This window comes from Opitutales bacterium (genome assembly GCA_013215165.1).
In the GTDB taxonomy this organism is placed as follows: Bacteria; Verrucomicrobiota; Verrucomicrobiia; order Opitutales; family JABSRG01; genus JABSRG01.
The window spans coordinates 14664-34000 of record JABSRG010000014.1 but is presented as its reverse complement, the minus strand read 5'-3'; the positions used below and the strand labels follow the sequence as shown (position 1 = coordinate 34000).

Below are 19337 nucleotides of genomic sequence, written 5' to 3'. Positions count from 1 at the left end.
ACAACTCATTTTACCCATTGTGAAACAAGAAATCCTAAAACTGATACGCACGGGCGTTGCTCTGCCCGCTGCCCCACTCGCCCTGACAGCTGAACGTAAGTTTGACGCTGAACGCCAGAAAGTGCTGATGCGCTACTATGTGGACGCCGGAGTCGGTGGCGTAGGCATGCACTTCACTCAATTTGAAATACGCAATCCCGGTATCGCCCTGTTCGAGCCTGTCTTAAAGACATGCGCAGAAGAAATCGATCGCCTCACTGCCAGCCGAGGTCGCCCGCTGGCAAAAATTGCGGGTATCAACGGCCTCACTGCGGGTGCCATTGAACAAGCAGAACTGGCCAAGGATCTTGGCTACGATTTCGCTATTATCTCCATGGCTGCATTTGGCGAAAATGCCATGGAGCAGGACCTCATTCACCACGTGCGCCAAATAGCTAAGGTAATACCTGTATTTGGTTTCTACCTACTCACAGGCGTCGGAGGTATCGTCTTGCCCTATAGCTTCTGGCGTGAACTGGTCGAAATCCCCAATGTCTACGGCATCAAGATAGCGCCTTTCGACAGATACGGCACCGTGGATGTAGTACGCGCCATCGCAGATGCTCAACGCCAAGATGACATTACCCTCTATACCGGTAACGACGACAGCATCCTTTACGATCTGGTTACCCCGTTTAACTTCGGCACCGGCGACGTCCGGATACGTGGCGGACTTTTGGGACAGTGGGCCTGCTGGACTAAGACTGCCTGTGATTTCCTAAATAAGATTCACGCCTGGTGGGATTCAGGCGAGCCCCTTCCTCGCGAGCTGCTCACACTATCCGCTCAAATGACCGACGCCTAGGCCGCCATTTTTGACGCTCGTCATAACTACGCCGGCAGCATTCCGGGAGTAAACGAGATTTTGCGCCGTCAAGGCCTGCTAGAACGTATCGATACGCTAAAGTTCGATGAAGTTCTAGCTCCAGGGCAAGCCGATGAAATCACACGCGTAAGCGAAGCGTATCCACATTTAAATGACAACCAATTCGTCGCTGAGAATCTCCAACACTGGTTTAACGAGTGATCCTACCACTGACTGCGCATTAGAGGATTATTCATAAATTCAGTCGCTTGCATTGTCTGATTCTGTTCGGGCCATGGGTCACGTCAAAGCGTCCCCCTCCAATTATTGAAAGCGCTTGAGCGCGGTGCTTCGTCGCCGCCGGAAAAGTGGTTTAACCCGGATTGTGTCCTAGTCTATATCTATCAGTTCACCCATCCGTGTACTATAGAGGCTCAAGCGAACCTCAACATCGAGTGATTGAAGCAGCGCAGAACGATAAATCTTGAGCTGATCAGCATATTTATCGATCAAGCTGCACAATCCCTCGTCAACGATGTCGGTCTTCCAGTCAATAATCCAGCAAGTGCCCTCCCCCACTCGCATCCAATCCACGACTCCATTGTATAGTGTGTCGTCGTCGGGGGCGCGCCAAAGAAATGGCACTTCGCATAAAACTCGACCATCCTGGGCATCCAATCCCGAAGACAAGCCATCGACCTGCTTTAAAAGCTGCCATTCTTTATCCAAGCGTTTGCGCATCCCGCTTTGGCTCAGCAAATGAGCAAAGGGTCCAGAATACATGTCCACCTCTCTCTTACCATCGAGCCAAACGGCCTCCATCCAATCGTGCCACAGTAAGCCGTATTCACGCCCCCCCACTTCGTCCGATTGAACTTTAGAAATGATAGGTTCACCATCGTCTTCAGTCTTCTTACTACTCGGTGATGAAAAGGAAGGGCCACGCATCCGGGCTGTGTTCTGGAATGATGACAATTGTATCTTCTGATTCTTATCTAAGATCCCATCAGCAGCCACTGAATCGCTATTAGCCGTCAGATCACCTGCTTCAGTAGCCTTAAAGTCGGGTATCTCCCCCCACTCTTCCGGCATATAGCTCAAAAACGGAGGGATTCCACGGCTCCGTTTTCCCAATACATTCGTATTATCCACCAACACCAAACGCTGCTTAGCGCGTGTTGCTGCCACATAAAACAACCTGCGCGCTTCCTCGGAAGCCCTGAGTTTCTCAATTTCTAACAACGATTTCGACGGATCCGCTTTGTTCAGAATTATTTGATTCATACGCGCACCCTCACCGCGCACGAATAGCGGAAACTGTGGCGTCGGTTCTCCCAGAGGAGATCCCAGCCCAGTTAAAATAACCACATTCCACTGGAGGCCTTTTGCCTTGTGACAAGTCAGTAGTTGAATGTGTCCGGGTTTTACCGCGGCCGCATCCATGCGCCGAGTCAGAAATTGATAGCGCAGACGCTTCACAGATTGAGCCAAGCTCATCCCCTTCTCTTCCAACCGGCAAAGTTCAGCCTGCAACCGAGTCCGCGCTCGTTTTATACCGACGGCATCAGCTCCAGGCAATAGTTCCAGTCTAGCAGCGAGATCCAACTCGGAATCAATTACGTCGATCGATTCTAAAAGTGTCAGCGCCAGCACATGCTTTCTAAGATCGAAGAGAACATTAAGGATGTCGCAGATGGCTCCTCCCCATACTGCTGGTGCCGCAATGCTGATCGCCCGCTCTTCCCCAGCCTCGCGAGATTTATGAACAAACTGATGGATAACGTCGTCGGGCACGCCAAATACCTCTCGCAATACACCAACGATCTCAAAGCTATCATCAGGTTCGACCAATATCCATAAGACGGCCACCCACCAGGCATACTCGGGAAGTGCAGCATAAGCGCGATTTTCTGACAGGACCTGCACCTTCAATCCGTGCCCTTCTAAGGCTTCACTAAAAGGCTGTATTCTACGTTTTCTCGTGAACAACAACGCACAATCACTCCAATCCGCGACCCCCAGACCCTGTGTGCCCAGCCGAGCAAGCCGTTCAGCGAGCTGAGCCGCTTCTGGATCCCCGTCATGCTCACCCTCACTACCCTTAACCACCAGCTTTTGCACCGCGCCCTCTTTTACATCAGGCCTGGATTCCAGCGGGACAAATTCCACCTCATCAATTGCCGACCGATCATGGAAGACAGTAGGCATGACCTGATTGACCCAATCGATTACTTTTTGATCACAGCGGAAAGTCACCGAAAATACAGCTTCTTTGAGGATACTATTGTCCAGTAAAGCTTTATGAAGATTGCGATAGAATCCGATATCTGCGCGCGCTCGATAGATGGATTGTTGGAAGTCTCCCACCATACAAAAGCGGCCTTTTGCCACCCGTTCCCTCCAGTAAGGGTCCACCGATTCTATACCACCGGATGAATTGACATCTAGGCCGACCAAACTCAGCAAAAACGCAAACTGCTTAGGGTCTGTATCTTGAGCTTCATCAAGTAAAATATGGGGGTCTTCCACCTTGAGTTGCTCCTTAACGGGTGCCTTTTTGACCAATTCAGCCGCAGTGCGGATCAAATCACTGAAAGTGAGATGTCCTGATTCAATACGGTAGCGGTAGAAAGACTCCGCCATTTCTATAACAAATTGTTGAGTAACATCTCGAACCCAATCGAACAGCGGAGCCAATGATTCCGCAAACGCCTCACCTGGAGCCTCATGGGCTTTATAGCTCGTCTCCGGCAATCCAACAAAATCATCGGTGTGGAGAAAACGACTCATCCAAGCTCTCAACGCGCTCTTTTCACCATCAAGCTTTTTGGAGCTTCGCTTCAGGCTACAGTTCAGAAAGGCATCAATTCGTAGATCGGGAAAGGCAGATATAGTCGGCGCGCATAAATCCAGAGCGGCGTCATCGGTCGCCAATCCAAGAATGGAATGAATATCTACCAATCGGGTAAAGGTGGAACGTATTTCCTGAGCCAAACAATCGAGCAAATTTGTCTGTGTTCCAATAAACGCGCGGAACACAGCATCGATGTCATCATCTTGAATGATTTCGAATTCACCTGAGATACCAAACAGCGGGCCCCAGCGCTGGATCAGTGTAGACGCAAAACCGTGGATTGTAGCGAAAGTTGATTGCTCAAATTGCCTTAAGATATCGGGCCTCGCTCGGTTAGTCCGCAAACGGGCATTGGCCCGCTCCCGCATCTCCTGAGCCGCCGCCTCGGTGTAGGTCACCACGATCAGCTTATCTAAGGAAAACTCTGGCAAAACTGCTGCCACCGCAGCCTGCTGTTCTATTCGGCGAATAATCGACTCCGTTTTACCCACGCCAGCCGGAGCAATCACTGAGTAACTCCCTCGGACATCTTGGATGAATGCGTCGCGCTGTGACTGGTCTCTTAGAGTCGCCATTTATTTGACCAGGGAGGTAAGTAGGGGGTGGGTGAGATTCCAACGCTCAGTCAGTATTTTATCATCGATTTCGACATGAGCGATCGGGTAGGGACGCGAAAAGCTAAATTCGCGATTAATGCATGGTTTGGGTCCCAGCAGTCCTCGCTTAATCAACGTTCGAACCCCGGCGAGAAACATCTCCAGATTCTCATCTGTGCCCGTCTCAATCGAATACGTTTTTCCATCTCCAAGCCGGTCTACGACAAGAATACCAACATCCTCAGCCTTAAGCGCACTCAGTGCTGCTGCATACACGACGAGCTGTAAGTGCTCACCGCGCAGCAAAGATTTCTCAGTAATGGCATTCCGAGTCCCTGACTTGAAGTCGATCACCAGGTAACGACCCGATGGGTTCGGATTCTGCGGACTAGGCAGAGCCTCAGAGTCGGCTAATACCAAATCTATACGCCCCGATATCGAAAGGACCTCGGGAGTTCCGAGTCCAATGCGCACACCTGTGGGCAGAGACACCTCAAATCCCGCAAAGGACCAGACGCCTTCGGACGTTAATCCCGCTACACGGTCGATATAGCGCCGCACCGCAGCTTTTTGGCTCCACCACAAGTGATGCCACCAATCTGGCAAGGCTCCTCCGCCCGAATCGTAGATCTGTCGGGCATAATCATATTCTTTTTCCGCATTTGTATAAGCATGTGCCAGCCAATCGGCCTGAGCGGGTAGGGGGATGAGTATAGGATCACTTCCTCTTGAGTAATCTAGCCAGCGGTGAAGGCGCATTCCATCTACCAATCGCCGCTGATCTACAAATTGAAAACGCTCATGCGCCGTGTAGCCGAGAACATCATGGTACCAGCCTGCCACAGGATCTTTAATGATAAATTCGATGCTCTTTGCAGGGATAGCTCCATTGAATAATGGGGTCGAGACTGCGCCATAATCGTATATCCCGAACGGCTTTTCTGACGTGTTCCGCTCGTTGACAGCTGTTTGGAGGTATTCCAGGGCACACACGACGGGTAGTTTCGTATCGGTTTGCTGCTCAGGCAAAACCACCAGAGACGCAGGACTGGAACGTCCGGTAAACCATGCTTCTAGCCAATCCAATGGCTCACGATCTACAGCAGGAGAATCGGGGAGACGGCGCTGGTGCAGAAACAACACACGCTCCAATGGCTGCATAAGCACTTCGAAGAATAAACGGCTAATTGCTTCATTGCGTAGCTTTGCATCCTGAACGGGGATCCTTCCGGGTGCCAGAATATGAGTATCAGACGAAGCTGCGGCGCCTTCACTTAATCGCCGGCGCTGTGCTTCGCTTAGCAAGCCTTGTGTTGTTTCAGTTTGGTGCCAAGAAGCGCCTGCGCAATCGAATACGATCACATGGGTCCACGGTTCAGTCATGACCTCACGTTGATCACAGAGCTGCACGACTGCTCCGGGTGTATCTGAAGCAAAACTAGTCCTACTATATAGTTGCTCTAAACGTGCGTGCAACCAATCAAAGAAAACCTGCCGGGTCACTTCAATTTCGCAGTTTCGCCACTGTTCGAGAAGCTCAGTAATACCCTCCAGATCAAAATCATCGATCGTGATGTCAACTCTGAGCAGGAGGTCTTCTATAGTCTGAGTAAACACGCCGATTGTGGCCTGTTCATTAAGCAATGACCACCGATCAATGAAACCTAACAGTTGACTACTAGAGGCTCCCGTCCGATAGCCAAGCGCTTGATGCACATGTTTCTCGACCACTATCCAGTCAGTCGTTTGAAGTATTTGAAACCCCTCTCGTATCAAGCTTTCGAGCAGTTTTAGAGCTTCATGCGAGATCCCTGACACCTCGAAGCTCGATTGGGCAAAGGATAGATAGCTGTCTACAGTAGGCGATATTTGGAATTGTAACCAGTAACGCCACCATTCAGGCACGCCGGTCCAACGATTTACAACGCCATGGCTTCGGTCAAAGTAGGGGATATTGAGTCGCTCCAATGCCGTTTTGAGTTCTTGCTTCCCTTCTCCTCGAATAGATGGAAACAACACCATAATGCGTGGTGTTTTAGCATTTTGGATAATCCCACAGATTTCCAAGACACACGTTTGAATCAACGGCTCCTGTTCCACTTGATCCACGTAAGAGACAAGTCCGTCCAAGCTTGGATCAGCGTTGAAAACTGGGCTACCTTCACGGATCGACTCTCCCAGCAGTTGGTGAGGATGGGACTGTTCCACGTGGAACATATCAATAGGGCCGAAATATTTCTCCCAGGTGTTAAACCAGGGCTCCTCACCTGAATAGAGTGCTGGGGGTCCATGAACTATCGATGTCGCTCTAGATAACAAGCCACAGGCGAGGAGAAAATTTATTCCACTAAGATCGCGGGGTCCGAATCCATAGATCAACAAATTATCGAAGAAAGACTCTGTACCATCTGTGCTACCCAACGCATAATCCAATAGACTCCGGTCAAAACGTGATTCACTCACTAGATCCAATTCTAGAAAATGACCCTGAAGTTCTGACATCAAAACAAGCATTTCTTTTGGCAGCCAATCAGGGATGTAACCCACACGGTCCAAATCTTGGTAAAGACGCGTCCAGCCTTTGGCATTATCGAAACTTAGATACTCTGAACGCGCACCCAGAATACTCCTCACAAGAAGCCGAACATCTTCTGGCTGCTGCCATTGCATATTCTGGAACCCGAGTCTCTTTATCCCAGATTTTAAACGGTTCCGCAAAAGGGTAGGGGTCAAGATCTCGAGATCAAAAACAGCTCCATACTTATCACTCAATTGTTCCCTCAACCAAAGCGATACGCCCTTAGTTGGCACAACAACGGTCGCGCGCCCACACACGCTTCCCTTCCATGCCGCGTTGTGGCGCTCAACCCATGGGAAAATCACCTCTACCAACGCCTGCTGTGGGTGCAAACACTGATATTGTTGGCGATCCATCAAGTTATAATAAACCTATGAGTAACAATCAATTTGCCCAACTCCAGTCGATATCCACTTTGATATCTGGATGAATGCTATGATGCACGGGGCAACTCTTCGCGGCGCGCTCCATCATCTTAGCCACCTTTTCATCAAATGGGATCGACATTGAAATCTTCACCGGCAGCGCGACGATTCTTCTAGGCCGCTCTGTAGACATGACCTTCTCCACATGGAGCTCTGTCCCAGAGATATCGACCTCCAACGTGTCCGCCTGCTGTCCCATGATAGTGGCCATGCACGTTGCGAGCGCAGTAGCCACGAGATCTGTCGGAGAAAAAGTCTCTCCGCGACCCTTGTTATCCACCGGAGCATCAGTCCCCTGTGTATTCCCAGAAGGTCCATGGATAGCTTCACAATGGAGCCCTCCTTGATATGTCACCGCGATCTTAACCATGATAGCCCCGAGCTAAGGCAATAGGCTAGAGGCGGGCGAGTTATTTTTCAGCCTCTGGAATTCTTCAATCCGGACTATGCGATAGGAGCGGGAGGGGATTGCTGCCAAACTTTTTACTGTACGAGAGACTTTCTGCGAAGGGATGACGCGAGCAGACGCTAGGTAAAAATTTTTTGGCCGCAGAAAACGCTGATGAGACGCGGAATCGCCATTGCCAGTGTTCTTTTCTTGTCGGACGAGTTCCTGTGAAACCATCTACGACGGGCGATCCTCTGATTAGTCGGCAACGGGTGATTTTCTTATCCCACTGTAGACGTGAGACACGTCAGAGCGCGGAACGTTCATGGCGTTGTTTTTAACGGACTTGTTTGGCATAATCTTATTAGTCGATCCATTGCCAGTCCCATGGGTCATCTGGACTGAAGCGAGCCTCGCTCCTCGTTCGACCGGCGATCAACGTCAGCGGATCTTCTGGGTTTCCATCTCCTCCCATAAATATGCATATTATTGAATCAGTGCCCTTGATCATCCAATCTGCATACAAACCCATTGGTGCCCAGTCCGGTGAACGCTTTGAATATTCTCGTTCAATATATGAAGGGGTTCCAATATTGGACTCAACCATCCTGACACAGTCATCGAAAGTCTTTCGGAACTTTGAGAGAATTTCATCATATTGCTCGGGTTCCTCACGCCAGTCTCCAGGGTCTTCGTCGAACAAAAGCATGAACGCTTTATGATCATCTTCAGTGACAACTTTTCTAACGCGGTTTTCAATAGTCATAATATATGGCTGAACAGTTAAAACTATCTCAACGAATCGCCCTGATAAGATAACTGCAGGGATTTCTGTGGATTGAAGTGATGAAATGGAAGTAGCTGAACACCATGTGTTTGGTTTTTCGCTCCGCAAGAATTACATTAACTCAAAACACTTTAGTAGATCAGGGCGAGGAGAAAAAGGAAGGATGCTGTGTCGTTTATTGGAAGTGCGATGAAGGCTTTTCATCAGTTTGACCTATCCGCGAATGAACGCGAATTCACGCTAATTTCCCTCCACACGCGCTTGTATCATGGCCCTAACACGAGCCTCGCTTTTTGCTAAAGCTTTCATGGTTACAGAATCTAAGTGGGTCTTTGCGATTTCTAGCTCACCCATCTCTGCTGCGACACGCGCTTGGTGCAGATGGACGGTCTGTTTGTGGACGTGCGATTCGGCAAGGCTGGCGCAGTGCTCTAGCTGAAGCGCTGCTTTTGCCCAATCGGGGGATTCAAGGTCGTAGAAGCTCTCGGCATAACGCATCTGTAAACCTAAATCCTCTGGAGCAAGCTGGGCGGCTTGTCCGAAGGCGCGGCTCATTTGCTCATCGAGTGTTGCACGTGTGTAAATGTCATCTTCGATGATTTGCCACCGATAGCGGTATAAGACTTCACCCAGTTGGTAGTGGTAAATACTCTCTTCTGGAGCGAGTTCGACCGCTTGTATGAAGGCTTTAAGCGCCTCTTCGTACAACCCGTGCTCGGCGTAGTAATTGCCGATCTGTTGTTTTATTACCGGTAACTCTGGCTCAAGGGCATCAGCCGCAAGAAACTCTAAAATTGCGCTTTCTGATTCGCCAAAAGTTCTCAAAAACTTCCCGTAAAGTAAGCGTGCTTCTACGTCCTTTGGATGGTCGTTAATGTAACGCGACCAACGCGCAGCCAGTTGCCGAATCTGTGGTTCACTTGAAGTGTTTACATAATCATCTGCATCCTTTCCAGTCTCGGCCTGCGCCATCAAGCGTTGCTGATCATGGACGATTTTCATCAAGCGTTTGTCGGCAAGTGACTCTCCCTGTTGAGCGGAGACGAACAGCGATATAACAAAATAAATGAGTAAGAATCTTTTCATGATAATTGACGGCAGAATTTTTTGTAGACATCCGAACCAAAGAGCTGTTGCGCTACTTCGCCAAAATCCTCGGACGGCTCAGCAAATATTCGAGTCTTAGAACCGGTCCTCGGGTGTGTAAAATCCAGAGATACAGCAGCGAGTAACAATCGGTAGCATTTGAAACGCTCGCGATACATGAGGTTGTGCGGGCCATCGCCATACCGTGTGTCTCCTATTATCGGATGACGCAGTCTCGCGAGGTGTCGACGGATTTGGTGCGTCCGGCCTGTTTTGGGAGATGCTTTTACCAGACTGTAACGCGCTGTATCATAAGGTCTCACAGGGATATTCAGTTCACAGGTTAAACCGGGCCTAAATTGGGTAATCGCTTCCTGCAGCTTGGGTTCTAGGTGGTTTTTGTTGGAGGGAGGGTAGACCTGATTCTTGTCCAAAGCACTATCGAGATCGACGGCATCGTGAATCCAACCTCGGGCGATGGCCCAATACTCTTTTTCTACTGTTTTGTGGGTGAGGCCATCGACAAAAGCTTGGGCTGCTTCTTTAGAGAGAGCAAAAATCAGAACCCCAGAAGTTGGGCGGTCTAGACGGTGTACGGGAAATAAATGCATCCCGATTTGATCACGCACAATCTGCAGTGCTGCTGTGTCTGCCTCGCGCGCTAATTCACTGCGATGAACGAGTAAACCTGGGGGTTTATGAACGGCCACATAGTCATCATCCTGAAATAGGATCGGTAAGGTCTCTGGCTTTGGCGCGGGCGGGGGAGGGAGGTCGTAAGGATCAAGGGCACCCAATTGTTCAGTCATAAGTTTTTCCAATAAGGATCAGACTTTTACCACTCCGGCAAGTATGTGGTCGAGAGCGAGTATCTAGGCACGATGGGAGCTGAACAAACTTTGCTTTCCTTTACGTCATAAGTCATCCATACAGCACTTTACAATGTATCAGGTAACATTCAGCGATCAGAGCCTAGCCGAGTTGGAGAAACTGGACACACTCAAACAACTCGAGTTGGCAGACATGATCAGCGGGCTTAGCCCCGAAGCTTTGAAAAACCCGCAAGGTAAAGTAGGTGTGTTCCAACGTGGGACTAAAAAGCTCTACCGTCTACGCGCTGGGGATTTCCGCATTTATTTTACCGTGCGCGCTGCCGATCAAATAACCTGCGAAGTGATTCTTCCCCAACACACCCTGACAGATTTTGTATACCGCACGAAGCTTCCTCTAGCAGAAGACCAGATTGTGGAACAACACTCGACGTTTTGGGAATACATCGACGGTCTCATCAACCGGAATAAAAAGCCTTAACCCTTCTGCTCAGTCCATGGCCTCCGAACCGAAGACGCCGGAAAAACCAGACGATACACTGATTCCTTTCAGTTCGAACGAAGAAGCCAGTCGGATCTACCTGCTACCAAATACGATGACGGCGGGAAATTTATTTTGCGGATTCATCGCTGTCATTTTTTGTATCAAAGCAAATTTTGCGGGCGATCCAGAGATCACGAAGCAATTCTATCTTCAGGCAGTGTGGTGTATCCTGGGTGCCGTAGTTTTTGATTCGCTTGATGGACGGTTAGCACGCCTTGGAGGCAAAGAGTCTCTCTTTGGAGCGGAATTCGATTCGATAGCCGACATTGTTTCTTTTGGAATGGCGCCGGCGCTGCTCGTTTATTTCCTCATTTTGTCACCCGAGAGCGGTTACCCATTCTTTGAAAAAATTGGCTGGATCATCGGCTTTATCTATTTGCTCTGCGCCGCGGTCAGGCTGGCGCGTTTCAATGTAATCACTAGTCCATTGCTACCTAAGCATGAAAAACTTGCGGGACATAAAGACTTTCTCGGGCTTCCAGTACCTGCCGCCGCGGGTCTGATTGCTTCTCTTGTCTTTTTGATTACGAACTACGAGCTCAAAACCTGGTCGATTATTCTCCCGTTCCTGATGCTGTTGATTGCCTTCCTTATGGTCAGCAGCGTGCGTTATCCCAGCTTTAAAAAGGTCGGATGGCAAACGACGATGAAACCACGCGTCTTCATAGGTGCTATCGCCCTGATCGCCGCCATCATTAATTACCATGAGGTCGCTCTAGCACTGCTGTTTGTCGCATATATCATCGGTGGGTTGGTGCTCCATTTTACTCAGCACAAACGGCCTGGGAACTCTGTATAAATGCTCCCTCCTCTTAAAGGCTCATCGACACCTCGACGAGATACCGGAATAACTTACCAATATTTTCTGAGTAATCCGTTAACAAACTATAAGTTGTTCACAGCGGTGAAAAACCAAGGACTTACCAGAATTTTTCCACCGGGTTGCTAGTTACGTAAATCCCTGATAAATAATGAATTTAGTCGCTTATTGGTGTTGTTCGCAACCTATAAGAATATTACTAATTTAATACTTTAAATTATAGGAGTATATTCTGATTGCCAGTAAGTTTCAGGGCTCGCAACATTCTGTCGTCATATGAAGTTCAAGATCAACCGCGATCATTTCGTCAATGGCCTCCAGCAGGTCCTGAACGTAGTCAGCTCTCGAGCTACGATGCCTATTTTGGGTAATGTGCTTATTGAGGCAGAAGACGGCGGTATCCGCCTGACTACGACGAATCTTGATATAGGAATCCGGACTTCGCTCGTTGCTTCAGTAGAAGCCACAGGAGCCATTACCCTCCCAGTCCGAAAGTTGGCTACGATCGTCAAGGAGTTGCCACATTTGGATGTTTTTGTTGAGATGGGTGATAAGAACGCGGTCCAGATTACCTCAGGTGGATCTCGATTTAAGATTGTCGGTATCAGTCACGACGAGTTTCCTAAATTGCCTTCCTTCGAGGATGAACGTTCTTTCGACATGAATCAGGATGATCTGTCGAAGATGATAAAATCAGTGTCTTACGCGCAGTCTAACGACGAAAATCGCTTTATCCTCAATGGGGTATTTTTCAATTTCGCAGACGACAAGGTTACCTTAGTTGCCACAGATGGTCGCCGCTTGGCGCTTGTGGGTTCAGAGATGGAAATCGGCGAGTCTGGGGGCGGGAGCCTTATTTTACCCGCAAAAACTGTGGCTGAGCTTGGACGTTTGCTCGGTAAGGGCGAGAGTGTGAGGATGTCTTTTAATGATCGTCAGGTAGCCTTCACAGTTACTGTGGGCAGCGACTCTGCTGATAGTGGATTTGCCGGTGATCTTTACCTTGTTTCTAAAACGGTCGAAGGGAATTATCCGAACTATCGTCAGGTCATACCTAAGGAGACTGAGCACCGTATCAAAGTGGAGCGTGAGCTTCTCTTGGAATGCGTGCACCGTGCAGCGCTGGTAACCAGTGAGAAAAACAACTCAGTCGCGATCCGGGTGACTGAAAATCTTTTGGAAGTTTCCGCGTCGAGCGCTGAGTTTGGTGATTCACACGAATCGATGGCTATCGCTTACGATGGCCCTGAAGTGAAGGTGGCTTTCAATCCATATTATGTCATGGAGCCATTGCGTGCCTTGACCAAGGACGAGGTATTTTTCGAGTTCAAGGACGAACTCAGTCCCGGAGTGTTTAAGACACTCGAGAGTTTTCTCTGTGTTATCATGCCTCTGCGCCTCAACTAACTCGTTGGGTCGCGATTACAGAACGAGTTTTCGGGCCGGCATGAGTAGTACCGCCCTGATTGACCCATTTTTTAATGTGACAACTTTTGTAGAATGTCCTCTGATCAAGCTATAGCCGAATTTGTATCTTATGCTCTGCTCGCTGTTTTCTTGACGATTACCCTAGCGAATCGATCCATGGTGCACCCGTTACTGAATCTCGTTAATCGCTGGGTGCGCTGGGTATTGTTTGCGAATACAATTGCTTTCCTAGTCACTTCCCAGAGTTGGACAGATCGGCCCTTTTGGGCCGTCTTCATCATCGCTTTTCTTATCTGGTTCCTCTTAGAGACCATTTATAACTGGATCTATATCCGAGCTTTGAGTTTTTCAGAGGTTCCGCTGTTTCCCCGCTATCGAACGTCTCAAAAAGAGGAATGGCCGATCGACGCTCGCTGGATCGACGTGAAGCGCTGGATGCGTGAATCCAGTTATCAGACAGAGGGATCTTATGAGGCTCTGTTAATTCAGGATTTGATGATTAGAAATGTCGTTTTTGATCGTGCCGACAAAATGTTGAGGATTCAGGTGGTTTTCCTGCCCCAGACTTCATCGCGTGTCCCGCCATATTTTATTCTGACCTCAATTGACCAAGATGGTCAGCGTGTAGTAACTAATAACTTACCTTTACCTTTTGGAGGGATATATCCCAAGAGCTGGAATGTGGCTCGAAGACCCCTTACGCGCAAAATCGACCGGCTTGTAGAAATCCATGAGCAGCGCGTGTTGAAGAAGTCTTTTAAGCCGGTTGCTTTTGATGATAACGCCCTGGAGGAACTCAATCGTCAGCAACAGGCATTGGAGCAGGCAAACGTCCAAGGGGGGTTCCTGCACGCACACGAGTATCGCGAAGACTATGGCGTCCTGTCTTCAAATGGGCGTTACCGTCTCTGGAAAGAAATCTGGTCTCTCAATTATTTGGGTAAAGCAATTGGTTAATGAGCCCGTGTTTTGTCCTACTGTTTGATAGGTAAAGTAAGTTCGAAGGAGGTGCCTGAGGTATCACTCTCGAAAGCGATCGTTCCTTTGTGAGCTTCGACGCAACGTTTGACTATAGCCATCCCTAGGCCAGTACCATAGCTTTTTCCATGGGTAACAAAGGGTTCAAACAAGGTGTCCTTAATCTGCATGGGGATACCGGGACCATTATCAGTTACGGTGATTACTACCTGATCTTCTTCATTCCTGGCTGAGATCTTGACGAACGATTCGGGTTGGTTCGCCAAAGCATCAAGCGCGTTGGAAATTAAATTTTGAAAGATCCGGATGATCCGATCGAAGTCTCCCGCGAGGACGAAAGGCTGATCGCGTTTAAAACAGATTTCGGTTTCTAAGGATTCGAAGAAACTGGGAAATAACTCTCGAAACTCATCAAAAAACTTCGGGAAGTGTATCGGTCGAATCTCAAGGTGATGTTCGCCACGTACGTAATCGAGAATATCGACTGTCATTCGATTGATGCGATTAACCTGTGACTCAATCGTAGTGCAGGTCTTAACTGCTTTCTCATCTTCCTTGAAGCGAGATTGTAAAAACTGAGCACCCAGACTGATGGTCCCCAACGGACTGCGAAAATCGTGTATTAGCGAACTGACCATTTGTCCTACGACGGCCAATTGCTGCTGTTGAACTACCGACTCTACATACTGTTCTGTTGTCTCATTTAGGTGGTGTACGAGTCCTTGGATGCAGTTCACCAATGGAAATTGGTTCTTTTCAATCAATTCTATGACAGTCGCCTCTTCAATATGAATGAGGTGTGTAACGGATACGGTGACAGCACGTAAAGACCGCGGCTTATCCGTAAAAATCCCTAATTCTCCAAAATGTGAACCAGGTCCAGAATAGCTGACGAACTGAAGTTTTCCATTCGGGAGTGATTTATGGAAATTTACCTTTTCATCGATCACCAGATACATGCCGTCGAACTCATCTCCTTCATCAAAAATGACCGAATTTGGACCTAGTTCGAAGGGCGGTTTTTCAGTAATGATTTTCTCTTTCGCCTCATCGGTGAAATAGTTGAAAAACGGGTGCTGGATTGCGGCGCGCATACCGAATAATTCGGCTTTGTATCCGGTTTTCTGTGAGGATATTTTATTGGTAGGATTTGAACTTGGTTTTAGGGCCTAGAATGAAAACAGTCATCAATGGATTTAAGCCTGGTAGAAAAGTATTTTCCGGAGATTGAACCACCACGGATCAGGAAGTTGGCCGCTTATGCCGAGGAACTGTTGCGTTGGAACGAAGACGTAAATCTGATCTCGCGGAAAGACACAGAGCATTTCGTCGAACATCATTTACTCCACGCACTCGCGATATCTCGTTTCATTCACGTTCCTGCCGGAAGTCGTATCCTCGATGTGGGAACTGGCGGTGGTCTGCCCGGTATCCCATTGGCAATATTATTTCCTAATGCCCAGTTTACTCTCGTCGATTCTGTCGAAAAGAAGATCAACGTGCTCAAGTCGATCACGCTGAAGCTTAAATTGAAGAATGTCCTCTTGCGACGGGCGCGGGTTGAGGAAATGAAGAAAGACTATGACTGGGTACTCGGTCGTGCGGTGGCGGGACTGCCCACTTTTATTGACTGGATCCGTGACCGCGTGAGACCCGATTTTGAAGACGACATTCAGCATGGACTCATCTATCTCAAGGGCAGTCTATACAAGGAAGAGTGCGATCAGCTCGAGATAAATCCTGACGCGATCCATGAGATTTATGATTGGATTCCTTTGGACTATTACCGTGAAAAGTACGTCCTATTTTTTAAACGCGAGACAGTCCGGAAAGCTAAGCGGCCACCAGCTAAGAAGAAGACAAAACCAAAAAAACAAAAGCGGTAACGCGACTCATACCCATCCTCTTGAATGCATCCTGCAAAAATTACTTACGTCCCCAGTTGATTGATTCGTAGTTACTGCGGAAGGAGTCGCTTAGATTATTACGTGGTGCATCGCCCTTTCCGTTTTGATTGCTGCCATTGGCTGGAGCGCTGTCGGCCTTGGCGCATGAAGACGATGAGCATGTGGAAGTCGAAGAAGTTTTGTTTTCTGTGGACATGGCAAAAAATACTGAGGGGATTGTGTAAACAAATGACCCAAAGCGCTTTGTCAATATCCCGTAGATGTGCGCTCTGAGTCTTTGAGTATCTTTTCCAGCTGATCTCGTGTGTTCAGCAAGCTAGTGCTTAGCGTATCCCAGCGTATTTCTGCGGATTGTTGGGTCAGGCATAGAAACAGTGCCCCAGGCTTGCCATCAATCTTTATGGGCGCGCCCAGACGACAAACGCCTTCGCGCGCGCTTGATCGGTCCAGGACGAGCCCTTCCGGCCGATGCAATGCCCGTTGAATTGCCTGAAAGCTATGTTCATCCTTTATCCTGCTTGAAGGGCTTTGGAACAGAGCGTCTCGCTCATTCATCGGGATCTGATTGAGGATGCACACGCTCGCTGCGTGATCGGCCTCAAAATGAACCCTACCCCCTGGTGCCACGACAGAGATACCTTCAGGATAGCTTATACTATGAGGTATGTGGATGCGGGTTTCTTCGAGAATCGCTACTGCGGCCGATTCAAGTGTCTGTTCTGAGAGGGTTTCTACAGCTTGTTGCAGGATCTCGGATAGGGATTGGTTACGTCTAAACGAGTCTTGCCAATGAGCCAATTCCGGTCCGGCGCAATAGCCGATGTCGGATACTTTTCTAAGGTATTTTAATCGCTCTAGATCATGGAGCAATCGAGAGACCGTGGAGTCATTGGCACCCGTGGCCAGAGCTTTGAGCTCGGTGTAGCGACAGGGCATGTGGCTTTGGGAGACACGCCGGACTATCTTAAGCCCTCGCTCTAGCGTCGTGTTTGGCGGGCGTTCTGACTTCACGACTAGGCATGCGTAATTCGTGGCATAGGGCGGACTTCCTTGAGCATCTCAGCTTGTAGAAATTCCTGAAGAAGTCGTGCTTTGAGCTCGGCATGATTGGGATCATACCAGAGGTTTTTAAATTCACCCGGATCCTTTTCTAAGTCGAAAAGATCTCCATGATCAAAACCAACGTATAGGGTTATTTTATAGCGTCGGTTGATATAGGTTTTCATTTCTGCGATGCCGGGCTCATGGTTGTTTTCGACCAAAGTGTGGTGGCGTACGTGCGTGTCTGGCTCAGCCCATGAAGGAAGCTGGTTCAGCCCGGTCATGTGATGGGGAATGTCAGCGCCCGTGGCGGTGATAAAGGTAGTGGGTAAGTCAACGAGACTCTGAATAGCGTCGGAGCGTGTTCCGGCAGGTACATTTCCGGGCCAACTCACGATCAGAGGGACCTTGACGCCATCTTCGAAATGGAAAGGGCCTTTGGCGACGAGGCCGTGGTGTCCGTAAAAATGACCATGGTCGGATGTGAAGGCGATGAGGGTGTTTTCCGTGAGACCCAGCGTGTCGAGGTGATCGAGTATCTTGCCTATGTATTTGTCCATGCAGGAAATCATGCCGTAGTAGATGGCCATATTCTTGGACAGTTTGACCGGATATGGATTATGATTCATCAAGCCGTGAATGGTCTTCTGTGGCTTTGAGATGCCGAAGTCATCACGCTTAGATCCGGCCGTGCGTGCGAGTTTGAAAAACGGAGATCCGGTTTCCTCTTCACCATGCTGGCCTTGTGGAAGTGTCAGGTCTGCTGGATCATACATTTTGTCCCAGGGTTCGGGTACTAGGTAAGATGGATGTGGGTCAAAGAAGCTAGCCCAGAGGAAGAAGGGTTGGTCTTTGGCTTTATATTCGGAGAGGTAGTGGTTGGTTTTCTCAGCGATCCAGGTGTTGTAGTGATACTCTTCTGGGATAGACCAGGTATGTAATTGGGGATCACGGGTGCCGGTTGGTTTTCTGAAGTGCTCACGCCATTCGGTGAACCCTTTTTCTTCCATCCAGATCGCATAGTGTTGGCCAACATGGGCCTCGTCTGTGTGGTTGCGACAGATTTCCAGATCGTCGAATCCGTAGAAAGATCCGTCGAAGTCTCGCCAAAAATCCAGATCCTGAAGGAGGGGATAGGCCTCCAGTGAGGTAAACTCGTCCGTGCTCTCCAGGGGTTGAAAGTGTGCTTTGCCCACCAATCCAGTACGATACCCGAGATTGTGCCAGGTATCATTCACAGTGGGGTGGTCCTCCATGAGTTTCGTCCCCAGTGTATAGGCTCCGTGCTGACTCGGCCATTGTCCGGTGATTAAACTAGCGCGTGTGGGCGTACAGGTAGGGTTTGGGCAGTAAGCTCGGTCAAATACCATTCCAGACTTTGCGAGCCGATCCAGGTTCGGAGTATGGATCTCTGGATTGTCGATGCCTAGAGTAAACCAGTGCTGTTGGTCACTGGTGATGAGCAGTATGTTGGGTTGGGTCATGCTATATCATAATAAATATATAATATTAATTATGAAAGTAAATACTTCGAGATATCTCGATACTGTGTGTTTTGGTACCAATAAGGGGAGCGAGGAACGCGAATTCGATAGGTGGGATATCAGAATGCTCCGGTTCTACGATTCCGTTGAATGAGCGGATTGGTTCGCATCCCAGTCTTTGATGTCTCCCTGTTTCTGACGATAGGCTTCGAGGATATCGTCATACTTATGGATATCGATGGGTCCGACACGTTCATCGCGGTACGGGTGAGCCGTGATCTTCCATGGGTCTCCATAGTTTTCGAGACAATCCCTCGTTTGGCCCCACACTGCATGGGGAACCGTTAGGACTTCCTCAAATGTTTCTAGTTTATCAACCGCATCGTCTATGACTTGAGGACTGCACGTGGGGTAGTTGATGTTGAAGTTTACATGTTTCGTGCAGTCAGTGGATTCCGCGATATGACGGAATACAGGAACCGAGGGGGTATCGTCGGCAGAAAGTTCGACCGGCCTTTGGATGACGCGTGCGCCAAAATCATGGGCAACACGCGCGATCAATTCATCCTCGGTAGATACCACGATCACATCGAGGCGTTTACAGCGCTCTAATAGCCTGATGCCATACCCAACTAAGGGCATTCCGTGAAATGGCATGAGGTTCTTATGTGCGAGACGCTTACTGCCTAAACGGGCGATGATGGATCCGACAACTTTCATTTGATGGACTATTATTGATTACAAATA

15 protein-coding genes and 1 pseudogene are annotated in these 19337 nt (G+C 48.9%); 6 read left to right on the top strand and 10 right to left on the bottom strand.

Annotated elements, in window-relative coordinates:
- The first annotated feature begins 7 nt into the window (after positions 1-7).
- Positions 8-1066, top strand: a pseudogene (locus tag HRU10_04485) (dihydrodipicolinate synthase family protein).
- A gap of 168 nt (positions 1067-1234) precedes the next feature.
- Here HRU10_04485 and HRU10_04480 read toward each other — a convergent pair.
- The 6 genes from HRU10_04480 to HRU10_04455 form a co-directional block, all read right to left on the bottom strand.
- Complete coding sequence (locus HRU10_04480) at positions 1235-4273, bottom strand: UvrD-helicase domain-containing protein (protein NRA26489.1); 3039 nt, start codon at positions 4271-4273, stop codon at positions 1235-1237.
- The gene (locus HRU10_04475; GenBank protein NRA26488.1) at positions 4274-7228 is read right to left on the bottom strand and encodes a PD-(D/E)XK nuclease family protein; all 2955 of its coding nucleotides are present in this window, start codon (positions 7226-7228) and stop codon (positions 4274-4276) included.
- A 28-nt stretch (positions 7229-7256) separates the two neighbouring features.
- Complete coding sequence (locus HRU10_04470; GenBank protein ID NRA26487.1) at positions 7257-7667, bottom strand: OsmC family protein; 411 nt, start codon at positions 7665-7667, stop codon at positions 7257-7259.
- 382 nt (positions 7668-8049) lie between these two features.
- Positions 8050-8451, bottom strand: coding sequence for a hypothetical protein (locus HRU10_04465; GenBank protein NRA26486.1), 402 nt, complete (start codon positions 8449-8451; stop codon positions 8050-8052).
- 261 nt (positions 8452-8712) lie between these two features.
- Positions 8713-9558: a hypothetical protein gene (locus tag HRU10_04460; protein ID NRA26485.1), complete on the bottom strand. Its 846-nt coding sequence runs from the start codon at positions 9556-9558 to the stop codon at positions 8713-8715.
- A complete protein-coding gene (locus HRU10_04455) occupies positions 9555-10367 on the bottom strand; it encodes a hypothetical protein (protein ID NRA26484.1) in 813 nt (270 codons plus the stop codon). Before HRU10_04455 ends, HRU10_04460 begins: the two co-directional genes overlap by 4 nt.
- Positions 10368-10500: 133 nt before the next feature.
- Between HRU10_04455 and HRU10_04450 the strand changes: the two genes are divergently transcribed.
- From HRU10_04450 to HRU10_04435, 4 genes are all read left to right on the top strand, one after another.
- Complete coding sequence (locus HRU10_04450) at positions 10501-10869, top strand: cytotoxic translational repressor of toxin-antitoxin stability system (GenBank protein NRA26483.1); 369 nt, start codon at positions 10501-10503, stop codon at positions 10867-10869.
- 16 nt (positions 10870-10885) lie between these two features.
- Entirely contained in the window at positions 10886-11731 is an 846-nt protein-coding gene (gene pssA / locus HRU10_04445) for a CDP-diacylglycerol--serine O-phosphatidyltransferase (protein NRA26482.1), read from the top strand.
- Positions 11732-12028: 297 nt separating this feature from the next.
- Positions 12029-13159, top strand: coding sequence for a DNA polymerase III subunit beta (locus tag HRU10_04440; protein NRA26481.1), 1131 nt, complete (start codon positions 12029-12031; stop codon positions 13157-13159).
- Positions 13160-13252: 93 nt separating this feature from the next.
- On the top strand, positions 13253-14137 hold the full coding sequence (locus HRU10_04435) for a hypothetical protein (protein NRA26480.1): 885 nt from the start codon (positions 13253-13255) through the stop codon (positions 14135-14137).
- 17 nt (positions 14138-14154) lie between these two features.
- On the opposite strand, the gene HRU10_04430 is transcribed toward HRU10_04435, so the two are convergent.
- Complete coding sequence (locus HRU10_04430) at positions 14155-15252, bottom strand: cyclic nucleotide-binding domain-containing protein (GenBank protein NRA26479.1); 1098 nt, start codon at positions 15250-15252, stop codon at positions 14155-14157.
- A gap of 96 nt (positions 15253-15348) precedes the next feature.
- Between HRU10_04430 and rsmG the strand changes: the two genes are divergently transcribed.
- Positions 15349-16044 (top strand): 16S rRNA (guanine(527)-N(7))-methyltransferase RsmG, encoded by a 696-nt coding sequence (gene rsmG / locus HRU10_04425; protein NRA26478.1) that lies wholly within the window; start codon positions 15349-15351, stop codon positions 16042-16044.
- Positions 16045-16311: 267 nt separating this feature from the next.
- Here rsmG and HRU10_04420 read toward each other — a convergent pair whose 3' ends face one another.
- From HRU10_04420 to HRU10_04410, 3 genes are all read right to left on the bottom strand, one after another.
- Positions 16312-17076, bottom strand: coding sequence for a helix-turn-helix domain-containing protein (locus HRU10_04420; protein NRA26477.1), 765 nt, complete (start codon positions 17074-17076; stop codon positions 16312-16314).
- A 2-nt stretch (positions 17077-17078) separates the two neighbouring features.
- The gene (locus HRU10_04415) at positions 17079-18590 is read right to left on the bottom strand and encodes a sulfatase-like hydrolase/transferase (GenBank protein NRA26476.1); all 1512 of its coding nucleotides are present in this window, start codon (positions 18588-18590) and stop codon (positions 17079-17081) included.
- A 135-nt stretch (positions 18591-18725) separates the two neighbouring features.
- Positions 18726-19310, bottom strand: a complete 585-nt coding sequence (locus HRU10_04410) for a hypothetical protein (protein NRA26475.1) — start codon at positions 19308-19310, stop codon at positions 18726-18728.
- Between the last annotated feature and the right edge of the window lie 27 nt (positions 19311-19337).

Excerpts from the sequence above, each read along its gene's own strand:
- HRU10_04480 (NRA26489.1), bottom strand. The coding sequence starts at position 4,273 with ATGGCGACTCTAAGAGACCAGTCACAGCGCGACGCATTCATCCAAGAT.
- HRU10_04475 (NRA26488.1), bottom strand. The coding sequence starts at position 7,228 with ATGGATCGCCAACAATATCAGTGTTTGCACCCACAGCAGGCGTTGGTA.
- HRU10_04470 (NRA26487.1), bottom strand. The coding sequence starts at position 7,667 with ATGGTTAAGATCGCGGTGACATATCAAGGAGGGCTCCATTGTGAAGCT.
- HRU10_04465 (NRA26486.1), bottom strand. The coding sequence starts at position 8,451 with ATGACTATTGAAAACCGCGTTAGAAAAGTTGTCACTGAAGATGATCAT.
- HRU10_04460 (NRA26485.1), bottom strand. The coding sequence starts at position 9,558 with ATGAAAAGATTCTTACTCATTTATTTTGTTATATCGCTGTTCGTCTCC.
- HRU10_04455 (NRA26484.1), bottom strand. The coding sequence starts at position 10,367 with ATGACTGAACAATTGGGTGCCCTTGATCCTTACGACCTCCCTCCCCCG.
- HRU10_04450 (NRA26483.1), top strand. The coding sequence starts at position 10,501 with ATGTATCAGGTAACATTCAGCGATCAGAGCCTAGCCGAGTTGGAGAAA.
- pssA (NRA26482.1), top strand. The coding sequence starts at position 10,886 with ATGGCCTCCGAACCGAAGACGCCGGAAAAACCAGACGATACACTGATT.
- HRU10_04440 (NRA26481.1), top strand. The coding sequence starts at position 12,029 with ATGAAGTTCAAGATCAACCGCGATCATTTCGTCAATGGCCTCCAGCAG.
- HRU10_04435 (NRA26480.1), top strand. The coding sequence starts at position 13,253 with ATGTCCTCTGATCAAGCTATAGCCGAATTTGTATCTTATGCTCTGCTC.
- HRU10_04430 (NRA26479.1), bottom strand. The coding sequence starts at position 15,252 with ATGCGCGCCGCAATCCAGCACCCGTTTTTCAACTATTTCACCGATGAG.
- rsmG (NRA26478.1), top strand. The coding sequence starts at position 15,349 with ATGGATTTAAGCCTGGTAGAAAAGTATTTTCCGGAGATTGAACCACCA.
- HRU10_04415 (NRA26476.1), bottom strand. The coding sequence starts at position 18,590 with ATGACCCAACCCAACATACTGCTCATCACCAGTGACCAACAGCACTGG.
- HRU10_04410 (NRA26475.1), bottom strand. The coding sequence starts at position 19,310 with ATGAAAGTTGTCGGATCCATCATCGCCCGTTTAGGCAGTAAGCGTCTC.